Origin of the sequence: Pseudomonas guariconensis (genome assembly GCF_024127895.1) — a bacterium.
GTDB lineage: Bacteria > Pseudomonadota > Gammaproteobacteria > Pseudomonadales > Pseudomonadaceae > Aquipseudomonas > Aquipseudomonas guariconensis_B.
The window spans coordinates 1-9,470 of record NZ_JAMYBK010000046.1 but is presented as its reverse complement, the minus strand read 5'-3'; the positions used below and the strand labels follow the sequence as shown (position 1 = coordinate 9,470).

10 protein-coding genes are annotated in these 9,470 nt (G+C 65.2%); 2 read left to right on the top strand and 8 right to left on the bottom strand.

Annotated elements, in window-relative coordinates; translation table 11 throughout:
* The 3 genes from NJF35_RS24255 to hutC form a co-directional block, all read right to left on the bottom strand.
* Window positions 1-141: hypothetical protein (locus NJF35_RS24255; RefSeq protein ID WP_253091591.1), on the bottom strand; the 141-nt coding region annotated here is incomplete at its 3' end.
* A gap of 264 nt (window positions 142-405) precedes the next feature.
* Window positions 406-978, bottom strand: a complete 573-nt coding sequence (locus NJF35_RS24250; protein WP_225787471.1) for a HutD family protein — start codon at window positions 976-978, stop codon at window positions 406-408.
* Window positions 975-1,685, bottom strand: a complete 711-nt coding sequence (gene hutC / locus NJF35_RS24245; protein WP_225787714.1) for a histidine utilization repressor — start codon at window positions 1,683-1,685, stop codon at window positions 975-977. The genes NJF35_RS24250 and hutC overlap by 4 nt, the downstream gene beginning before the upstream one ends.
* Before the next feature lie 144 nt (window positions 1,686-1,829).
* On the opposite strand from hutC, the gene NJF35_RS24240 reads away from it, so the two are divergent.
* On the top strand, window positions 1,830-3,194 hold the full coding sequence (locus NJF35_RS24240; RefSeq protein WP_225787472.1) for a formimidoylglutamate deiminase: 1,365 nt from the start codon (window positions 1,830-1,832) through the stop codon (window positions 3,192-3,194).
* 109 nt (window positions 3,195-3,303) lie between these two features.
* On the opposite strand, the gene NJF35_RS24235 is transcribed toward NJF35_RS24240, so the two are convergent.
* The 5 genes from NJF35_RS24235 to NJF35_RS24215 all read right to left on the bottom strand — a co-directional run bounded on the left by NJF35_RS24235 (window position 3,304) and on the right by NJF35_RS24215 (window position 8,600).
* Window positions 3,304-3,876 carry a lipocalin family protein gene (locus NJF35_RS24235; protein ID WP_225787473.1) on the bottom strand — a complete coding sequence of 191 codons (573 nt, stop codon included), beginning with the start codon at window positions 3,874-3,876 and terminating at the stop codon, window positions 3,304-3,306.
* Window positions 3,873-4,127, bottom strand: a complete 255-nt coding sequence (bamE, locus tag NJF35_RS24230) for an outer membrane protein assembly factor BamE (protein ID WP_225787474.1) — start codon at window positions 4,125-4,127, stop codon at window positions 3,873-3,875. The genes NJF35_RS24235 and bamE overlap by 4 nt, the downstream gene beginning before the upstream one ends.
* Window positions 4,128-4,288: 161 nt before the next feature.
* Window positions 4,289-4,885, bottom strand: coding sequence for a DUF924 family protein (locus tag NJF35_RS24225; protein WP_225787475.1), 597 nt, complete (start codon window positions 4,883-4,885; stop codon window positions 4,289-4,291).
* Window positions 4,886-4,888: 3 nt separating this feature from the next.
* Complete coding sequence (locus tag NJF35_RS24220; RefSeq protein WP_225787476.1) at window positions 4,889-5,899, bottom strand: class 1 fructose-bisphosphatase; 1,011 nt, start codon at window positions 5,897-5,899, stop codon at window positions 4,889-4,891.
* A gap of 250 nt (window positions 5,900-6,149) precedes the next feature.
* Window positions 6,150-8,600 carry a glycogen/starch/alpha-glucan phosphorylase gene (locus tag NJF35_RS24215; RefSeq protein WP_225787477.1) on the bottom strand — a complete coding sequence of 817 codons (2,451 nt, stop codon included), beginning with the start codon at window positions 8,598-8,600 and terminating at the stop codon, window positions 6,150-6,152.
* Window positions 8,601-8,785: 185 nt separating this feature from the next.
* Here NJF35_RS24215 and NJF35_RS24210 point away from each other — a divergent pair, with 185 nt between their 5' ends.
* Window positions 8,786-9,190 carry a YkgJ family cysteine cluster protein gene (locus NJF35_RS24210; protein ID WP_225787478.1) on the top strand — a complete coding sequence of 135 codons (405 nt, stop codon included), beginning with the start codon at window positions 8,786-8,788 and terminating at the stop codon, window positions 9,188-9,190.
* The last annotated feature ends 280 nt before the right edge of the window (window positions 9,191-9,470 follow it).

The following is a 9,470-nucleotide window of genomic DNA, read 5'->3' as shown; positions in this document are numbered from 1 at the left end:
CTTGGGGTTCTCGGCCACCTGCGGGTCGAGGTTGTTCATCAGCATGCGCAGCGGCGCTTCGGTCAGCCAGCTCTTGGCGGTCAGCTTGTTGCCACGCGGGGCGCGGATTTCTACGTCACGGTATTTGTTGTTGTCAGTCACGGGAATGTCCTCTGCGGTCAGGTCGACGGCGGTGTGTCGATGGGGATATACAAACACACCTTTACTTGTATGTACAAGCATGGACAACTAAAGATTTTCGACCGTTCCTCGCCCGGCAGAAAATAAGAAGGGGCCGCTGCGCGGCCCAATCGCGGGCAAGCCCGCTCCCACAGGATTCCGCGTAGCCCTGGCAGGCGGCGCAGTACTTGTGGGGGGCTTGCCCGCGATTGGGCTGCACAGCAGCCCCTTTTCACGGTGAAAATATCAGCGTGGCATCAGTTCGATCAGGCAGAACCGTCCCTGCACATCCAGCTCCAGCAAGCCGTCGTTGCCTTCCAGGTGCAGGCAGTCGTACAAGCCCAACTGCTGTACCCCATGCCCCGGCACGCTCGCCTCGACATGCCCGCTGGCCGCGAACAACAACACCGTCGACGCCGAACTGTACGCCCGCTGGGTGCCGTCGAACCATTGCAGCCGTGCCCGGTAGCGTTGGGGCGCATAGATCAGGTTGAAGTCGCGGATCGGCCCGCCCAGCAGCTTGCAGCTGACCTGGCTTTCGCCACCGAACGCGAAGGCATCGAACGGCAACAATGGCCGACTGGCCTGGCCATCGACCAGCAGGCGCATGCCGTCGCCCTGCAGCACGGTGATGATCCGCTGGTAGCCGGCAAAGGTGGAGAACCCACCGGACTCCTCGATATCGGCGATCGACAACCGCCAACCGAAGCCCTCCAGGCCCTCGCCGGCGTCGCGGGTGATCTCTTCGGTGAAGCCTCCACCGTTCTTCCAGGGCATGCGCGGGTAGTCTTGGGCGCGCAACAGCTGCAACGGGCTCATTTGCTGAATCGTCCTTCCAGGCGATGACGGGAACCGGGGTGGATCAGCCGCGCGGCGGTCACCGGCTGGCGGCCGGACCAGGTGCGGCGGCGGATCAGCAGGCAGGGCTCACCCTGCTCGATCTGCAACAGGCGGCATTCGTCGGGCTCGGCGAGGATGGCTTCGACCACGTGCTCGCCCTCGGTCAGCGGCGCGACCTGAGACAGGTAGGCGTAGGGCGTCTGCCGGGTGAAGTCCTGCTTGAGGTAGTCCGGGGCGACCTGCGCGTTGACGTAGCGGTCCTCGATCTGCACCGGCACGCCGTTCTCGTAGTGCACGATCAGCGAATGGAACACCCGCCCGCCTTCACGCATGTCCAGGGCCAGGGCGCGCTCGGAGCCGGCGGCCTCCTCGGCGAGGGTGATCACCTGGCAGCTATGCTGGTGGCCACGGCCGGCGATCTCGTCGGCGATGTTGTTGACTTCGAACAACGCCGAGCGGGTCTTGGGCTCGGCGACGAAGGTGCCGACGCCCTGCATGCGTACCAGCAGGCCTTCGGCGGTCAGTTCGCGCAGGGCGCGGTTGATGGTCATGCGGCTGAAACCCAGCTGGCTGACCAGTTCGCTTTCCGAGGGCACCCGGTGATGCGGCGGCCAACTGCCGTTCTCGATCTGCTGGACGATCATCTGCTTGACCCGGGCGTAGAGCGGCGCCGGCCCTTCGCCCATCTGGGCAACCAGCGCGGAGACAGGAGGTGTCGGCACGGCTTTGTTTCCTTGTGCGATTGAATGAGCGGTAGCTTGCCGGAGTTTACCTGGCAGGCAAACGTCTGTATATGTATATACAAATAATCAGAACGGGGTTATCCACCGATGTCCGCCTATTTCGCCGAACGCGCCCTGCTGCCTACGGGCTGGGCCCGCAATGTCCGCCTCGAGGTCAGCGACGACGGGCACCTGTCCAAGGTCGACGCCGAGGCCTCGGCCGAGGGCGCCGAGCGGCTGGCCGGCCCGCTGCTGCCGGGCATGCCCAACCTCCACTCCCATGCTTTCCAGCGCGCCATGGCAGGCCTTGCGGAAGTGGCCGGCAACCCCAACGACAGTTTCTGGACCTGGCGCGAACTGATGTACCGCCTGGTTGGCCGGATCACCCCGGAGCAACTGCAGGTCATCGCCCGCCAGCTGTATATCGAGATGCTCAAGGCCGGCTACACCTCGGTGGCCGAATTCCACTATGTGCACCACGACCCTCAAGGCCAGGCCTATGCCGATCCGGCCGAACTGTCCCGGCGCATCAGCACGGCGGCCGCGGCCTCGGGCATCGGCCTGACCCTGCTGCCGGTGCTGTACAGCCACTCGGGGTTCGGCGGCCAGCCTCCCAGCGAGGGGCAGCGTCGCTTCATCAACTCCACCGAGCGTTACCTGGACCTGCAGCAGCAGCTCGCGCCGCTGCTGGCGGCGCAACCGGCACAGCGGCTGGGGCTGTGCTTCCACTCGCTACGCGCAGTCACCCCGGAGCAACTGGCGACGGTACTGGCCGCCGGCGATCCAGCCAGCCCGGTGCACATCCATATCGCCGAACAGCAGAAGGAGGTCGACGACTGCCTGGCCTGGAGCGGGCGTCGTCCGCTGCAATGGTTGTACGAGCATGTGGACGTCGACCAGCGCTGGTGCCTGGTCCATACCACCCATGCCGACCCTGGCGAAATCACCGCCATGGCGCGCAGCGGCGCGGTGGCCGGCCTGTGCCTGACCACCGAGGCCAACCTGGGCGACGGTATCTTCCCGGCGGTGGACTACCTGGCCCAGGGTGGCCGCCTGGGTATCGGCTCGGACAGCCATGTGTCGCTGAGCGTGGTCGAGGAACTGCGCTGGCTGGAGTACGGCCAGCGCCTGCGTGACCAGCGGCGCAACCGCTTGTACCGGGGCGACCAGCCGATGGTCGGGCGCACGCTGTATGACGCGGCGCTGGCGGGCGGTGCCCAGGCGCTGGGCCAGGCGGTGGGCGAGCTGGCGGTCGGCAAGCGCGCCGACTGGCTGGTGCTCGATGGGCAGGACCCTTACCTGGCCACGGCCAGTGGCGATGCCATTGTCAATCGCTGGTTGTTCGCCGGCAGCGATCGCCAGGTGCGCGATGTGATGGTCAACGGGCAATGGGTGGTGCGCCAGGGACGACACGGGCAGGAAGAGGAAAGCGGGCGGGCGTTCGTCGAGGTGCTGCGCCAGTTGCTCGGCTGATGCGGGCAAGCGCCAAGCCCGTCAGTCGAAACTCAGCGTCGCCAGTTGGGGCCGCTTCGCGGCCTCAACTGGCCCATGGAACTACCTTGAAAGGCAGCGGTACAGGCTTTCAATGCCTGCTGACGATCTGCTTGTCCGCTTCCCGCCAGATCAGCCGCGTGGTGTCGTACCCCTGCTGCCGCGCCCTGGACAGCAGGCTCTCGCGCTCCCACGCCGGCAGGTTCGGGTTGCGCGACAGAATCCACAGGTACTTGCGGTCGGGGCTGCCGACGATCGCCGTGCGGTAGCGCTCATCCACGTACAGGATCCAGTACTCGCCCCTGGCCACGCCTGGCACCAGGCGGGTGAACCAGTTGTCGAACTCCACCCACAGCCGGTCAGTGCGCCCCTGCTCCTGGGGCTTGGCCTTGCCTTCGGCGCGCAGCCACTCGTCGCCCAGGGTGCGACAGCGGTTGATCACGGCGACGCTGCCATCGGGCTTGAGGCTGTAATGCGCCTCGGACTGGGCGCACTCACGCTGGTAGGCCATCGGCAGGCGCGCCAGCTCGAACCACTTGCCCTGGTAGCGCTTGAGGTCGACGGTACCGGCGGTCTTGGGCGCCAGCGGGTCGTTGGCGGAGGTGGCGCAACCGCCCAGCAGCATGGCCAGGCAAAGCCCCAGCAGCAGGTACAGGGGCCTCATTTGAGACCCTGCCCGGAATACATCAGCACCTTGTCCGCCGCGTACTGCACGCTGATGAAGCTCGTCTCGTCCCCCCAGGTGCAACTGCTCATGCCCAATGCCCCCGAACATTCAGTGGGCGTGCCAAGCAGTTGCTCGACCTCGGCCTTGCTCATGCCGGCCTTGAGCTTGGAATAGTTTTCCTGGTTGATCTTGCTGCAGGCGGTCAGGACGACGCACAAGGACAACAGGGCGAGGGAACGCAACGACATGAAGGGACACTCCTGGAGATGTAGGCACAAGCGCAACGGCCTGCAGGCAGCTTAGAAGGCAAAAAGCCGCCTCGGTTCCCTGGCCACCCCGCTTTTACCCCCTGCCGTTGGTCGGTTGATGGCAGATGGCAGTGGGGCCGCTTTGCGCGGCCCCAGCAGGATCAGAACCTGGACCCAGGTTCCAGGAGAAAGTCCATCTCTTCGCTGGTACTCGGCCTGCCGAGCACCAGGTTGCGATGCGGGAAGCGCCCGAACCGAGCGATCACCCGCTGGTGCTGCTCGGCATAGTCGAGGAACCCCTCGAACAGCCGGCGGTTGGCCTCCGGCTGCTCGTCCAGCAGCATCTGGTAGCGTTCGACGCACAGGTTCTGCCAGTCCAGCACCTCGGCATGCTCCAGCACCAGCAGCACGAACACCCGCTGGATCGGCAGCAGCTGGTAGTCCCAGCCCTTCTGCAAGCCCTGCATGGCCACCACCTGGGCACGCCGGTCGCCCTCGAAGGCGCGTGGCGTGTCGCGGTGGATCATGCGCGGCAACTGGTCGAGCAGCAACAGCAGGCCAAGCCAGCCCTGGGGACTCTGCTGCCACTCGTCCAGGCCGCCGGCCAGGGCATGCTCCACGAGTTCGCCGAAGTACTCGCGCGCCTCGTCGTCGTGGTGCTTGCCGAACCACAGCGTACTCTTCTCGTCAGCCACGGCCTGGGGGCTGGCCCCCCAACCGAACCACCATTCCAGCAACGGCTGCCAAGGTGCGAGCATGACTTACTCCTTGTGGTAGGCGGTGACGCGCTCCACCTCTTCCTTCGAGCCGAGGATCACCGACACGCGCTGGTGCAGGCTCTCTGGCTGGATGTCGAGGATACGCTCGTAACCGTTGGTGGACGCGCCACCGGCCTGCTCGATGATGAACGACATCGGGTTGGCCTCGTACATCAGGCGCAATTTGCCCGGCTTGCTCGGCTCGCGGGCATCGCGTGGATACATGAACAGGCCGCCACGGGTCAGGATGCGGTGCACGTCGGCGACCATCGAGGCGATCCAGCGCATGTTGTAGTTCTTTTTCAGCGGGCCGGTGTCGCCGGCCAGCAGTTCGCCCACGTAGCGCTGCACCGGGGCTTCCCAGTGACGCTGGTTGGACATGTTGATGGCGAATTCGGCGGTGCTTTCCGGCACGCGGATGTTCTCGTGGGTCAGGACGAAGCTGCCCAGCTCGCGGTCCAAGGTGAAGCCCTTGACGCCATTGCCCAGGGTCAGCACCAGCATGGTCTGCGGGCCATAGATGGCGTAGCCAGCGGCGACCTGCTTGGCGCCTGGCTGGAGGAAGGCCTTCTCGTTCAGCGTTTCGTTCTGGCTCAGGTACTCGTTCGGGCAACGCAGCACCGAGAAGATGGTGCCGACCGAGACGTTGACGTCGATGTTCGACGAGCCGTCCAGCGGGTCGAAGACCAGCAGGTAACCACCCTTGGGGTACTTGCCCGGGATCTGGTAGGCGTTGTCCATTTCCTCGGAAGCCATGCCGGCCAGGTGACCGCCCCACTCGTTGGCCTCGAGCAGGATCTCGTTGGAGATCACGTCGAGTTTCTTCTGCACCTCGCCTTGCACGTTCTCGGTGCCCAGGCTGCCGAGCACGCCGCCCAGGGCGCCCTTGGACACGTTATGGCTGATTTCCTTGCACGCACGCGCCACCACTTCGATCAGGAAGCGCAGATCGGCAGGGGTATCGTTGCTGCGGGTCTGCTCAATCAGATAGCGACTCAGGGTAACGCGGGACATGTATGGCTCCGAAGATGGAAAGGGGTAGAAAAACCCCCGCAGTTTACAGGGAGAGTTGCGGGCTAGCGAGCAGTGAGACTCGCCTGGGCTTTCAGACGGCACATCGGGCAGTGAGTTCAGCCAGTGCCGGGCCGGTTGTCAGGTGAGGCCTCATTGGCGGGCCTCGATGCCGGTCAGTCTAGACTTCCAGCTGTCATCTGGGGCGCGAAGCGGCTTCCAAAAGCACCGCTCGCCCCATGAGTGCCCTTCCTCAATCCAGGGCCTTCCAGATCTCGGTGGCATATTCGCGGATCGTCCGGTCCGACGAGAACCAGCCCATCCGCGCCGTGTTGAGCACCGCCATGCGCCACCAGTCCTGGGGCGCGTGCCAAAGCTCCTCGACCCGCCGCTGGGCATCCCAATAGGCGTCGAAGTCGGCGCACACCAGGAAGCGGTCATGAGCCACCAGCGAATCCAGCAGGCCCGCGTAACGCGCCGGGTCATCCGGCGAGAACACCCCGCTGCGGATCGCCTGGAGCACATCGCCCAGGCGGTTCGAGGCGGCGATCGCCGTGGCCGCGCCGAAGTCGCCCGCACGCCGGCGCGCCTCCACCTGCTGCGCGGTCAGGCCGAAGATGAACATGTTCTCGGCACCGACCCGCTCGCACATCTCGACGTTGGCGCCGTCCAGGGTGCCGATGGTCAGGGCGCCATTGAGGGCGAACTTCATGTTGCTGGTGCCCGAGGCCTCGTAGCCGGCCGTGGAGATCTGCTCGGACAGATCAGCAGCGGGGATGATGCTCTCGGCCAGGCTGACGTTGTAGTTGGGCAGGAACACCACCTTGAGCAGGCCCCGCACGGTCGGGTCGTTGTTGACCACCCGGGCGATGTCGTTGGCCAGCTTGATGATCAACTTGGCCTGGTGGTAGCTGGCGGCAGCCTTGCCGGCGAAGATCTTCACCCGTGGCACCCAGTCGGTGTCCGGCTCGGCGCGCATGGCCTGGTACAGGGCCACGGTGTGCAGCAGGTTGAGCAACTGGCGCTTGTACTCGTGGATGCGCTTGACCTGCACGTCGAACAGCGCCTCGGGGTTGACCGTCACGCCCAGGCGGTCCTGGATGATGCTGGCCAGGGCACGCTTGCTGTGCAGGCGCTGGGCGGCGAACTGGCGGCGGAAGGTGGCCTTGTCGGCGAACGGCGCCAAGGCCTCGAGCTTGCCTTGCGGGTCGTCCAGCACCTCCGCGCCCAAGGCTTCGACCAACATGGCGGTCAACTGTGGATTGGCCTGGAACAGCCAGCGACGGAAGGTGATGCCGTTGGTCTTGTTGTTGATCCGCTGTGGGTAGAGCTTGTGCAGCTCGGCGAACACCGTGCTCTTCATCAGCCGGCTGTGCAGCGCCGAGACGCCGTTGACGCTGTGCGAGCCAAGGAACGCCAGGTTGCCCATGCGCACCCGGCGGCCGTTGTCCTCCTCGATCAGCGACACCGCCCGCAGCACGTCGAAGTCGTGCAGGCCTTTGGCCCGCAGGGCGTCGATATGGTAGGCGTTGATCAGGTAGATGATCTGCATGTGCCGGGGCAGCATGCGCTCCATCAGGGCCACCGGCCAGGTTTCCAGGGCCTCGGGCAGCAGGGTGTGGTTGGTGTAGGCCAGGGTGCCGACGGTCAGGTCCCAGGCGGTGTCCCAGGGGATCTCGTGCTGGTCGACGAGCAAGCGCATCAACTCGGCCACGGCGATCGACGGGTGGGTGTCGTTGAGCTGGATGGCCGCGGCCTCCGGCAGGTTGAGCAGGTTGTCGTGCATGTTCAGGTGGCGGCGCAACAGATCCTGCAGCGAGGCCGAGACGAAGAAGTACTCCTGACGCAGGCGCAGCTCCTGGCCGGCCTCGGTGCTGTCGGCCGGGTAAAGCACCCGCGAGATGCTCTCGGCCCGCGCCACCTCGGCCACCGCCCCCAGGTGGTCACCGGCATTGAAGCGCTCCAGGTGCAGTTCCTCCAGGGCCCGTGCGCGCCACAGGCGCAGGGTGTTGACGCTGGCCCCGCGCCAGCCGACCACCGGCGTGTCGTAGGCCACCGCCCGCACCGTCTCGCCCGGCCACCAGACCTGGCGCTGCTGGCCGTGGGTGTCGTACACCGTCTCGACGCTGCCACCGAAGCTGATCGGGTAGATCACCTCGGCCCGCTCGAACTCCCAGGGGTTGCCGAAATCCAGCCAGTGCTCGGTCTGCTCCTGCTGCCAACCGTCGACCAGCGCCTGCCGGAACAGGCCATGCTCGTAGCGGATGCCATAGCCATGGGCGGCGATCCCGAGGGTGGACATGCTTTCCATGAAGCACGCCGCCAGGCGCCCCAGGCCGCCGTTGCCCAGGGCCGCATCGGGCTCGAGCAGACGGATGCGCTCGAGGTCCACGTCCAGACCTTCCAGTGCCTCGCGGGCGATGTCCAGCAGGCCCAGGTTGCTCAGGCTGTCGTACAGCAAGCGGCCGATGAGGAACTCCAGGGAGAGGTAGTAGACCCGCTTCTGGCTGCGCCGGTAGGCCTGTCGGGTGTGGTCCATCCAGTGATCGACCATGTGATCTCGGGCAGCCAGGGCGATGGCCTCGAACCAGTCGTGGTCGAAGGCGTGCTCCGGGTCCTTGCCGACCGCATAGGTCAGCTTGGCCAGTACAGCGGCGCGAAAAGCAGCCACCTCTGCGTCACGAGCTTTGGGTTCCTGGGACATGCGGCATCCTCGGGCAAGTTGACGAAAGCGGAGGGAGATTGTTCAGCCTAGACGCTTCGACACGGAGCGACAGTGCCGGTTCGCGGTTTTCATGATCCGTTGGGCAATCGGGCGAAAGGTTGTTCACAAATTGAACGGCTCCGGTATGATCGCGCGCCCCAAGACCGTGATCCGCCCCCATAACGATGAAACCGACCCTGATCGCCGCCGCCGAAGTCGACCGCCTGGATACCTGGCAACGCTATGCCAGCCACATGTGCGGGGGCTGCCATTCGACCTGTTGCACCTTACCCGTGGAGGTGAAGATCAAGGATCTGATCCGCATCGGCGTGGTGGATGAGTTCGAGAAGGACGAACCGCCGAAGAACGTGGCCAAGCGCTTGCAGAAGGAAGGCATCATCGAGCGCTTCAGCCAGAAGTCGGGGATCTTCACCCTGGCGCGCATGAGCAACGACGACTGCCTGTACCTGGATCGCAAGAGCCGGATGTGCACCATCTACGACGTACGGCCAGACACCTGCCGAAACCACCCGAAGGTCGGGCCGCGACCGGGGTATTGTGCATACAAACCGAAGCAAAGCGGGCGCTGAGCCTTTTTTTTATCGGCCGGGCAAGCCTCGATCCCTGCCGGTTGAGCGGACCTTGAAATCCTGGGGCCGCTGCGCGCCCCAAAACGACAATACCCTCCTTAACCACCCGCATTGGAACGATGCCCCGCCGTCTCGACAATGCAGGCATAAAAAAACCCGGCCAGCCAGCCTAATGTCAGTCAGTTAAGCGGCGCTTTGTCATTTTTGGGGCTACCTTGCAGCCCATCGCCGGCAAGCCGGCTCCCACAGGGACCGCGGCGACCACACATGATGCGGTTTG